The 541-nt window shown below is 67.3% G+C and carries 1 protein-coding gene; it reads right to left on the reverse strand.

Annotated elements, in window-relative coordinates; genetic code table 11:
- A partial coding sequence (locus tag JCM12296_RS35535; protein ID WP_246805359.1) for an enoyl-CoA hydratase/isomerase family protein occupies window positions 1-541 on the reverse strand: 541 nt, incomplete at both ends.

The raw sequence follows: 541 nt of genomic DNA on the forward strand, positions 1-541 counted from the left end.
CGCCTGGAACCCTTCCTTGCGGTCCTCGGTATCCCGCAGGCGCCCCAGAGCAGGTGAGAAAAGGCGATGCCGTGATCCAGGGGCATGTCCAGCCCCATGACCGCGGCCTGCTTGGCGGCCTTGACGCTCAAGGGCGCGTTGCCGGCGATGCGGGTGGCGTACTTGCCGGCCAGGTCCATCAGACCATCGGGTTCGACCACGTCGCTGACCAGGCCGACCCGCAAGGCTTCCTGGGCGTCGATCATCTCACCGGTGAGCAGCATCTTCATGGCCACGGCCTGGGGGATGGCCCGGGGCAGACACTGGGTGCCGTTGAGCCCGGCCAGGCTGGCCACCTTGACCTCGGTGAGGCCGAACTTGGCGTTGCTGCTGGCGATGCGCAGGTCGCAGGCCAGGGCCATCTCCAACCCGCCGCCCACGGCATAGCCGTTGATGGCACAGATGATCGGCTTCCAGGTCTTCATGTGCGGAACGATCGGCTGGCCCTCGCGCAGCCAGATGGAGGCCATGCACTCGGCCGGCGGCGGGGTCTTCTTCATGT

Source organism: Desulfosarcina cetonica JCM 12296, assembly GCF_001311845.1.
Taxonomy (GTDB): domain Bacteria; phylum Desulfobacterota; class Desulfobacteria; order Desulfobacterales; family Desulfosarcinaceae; genus Desulfosarcina; species Desulfosarcina cetonica.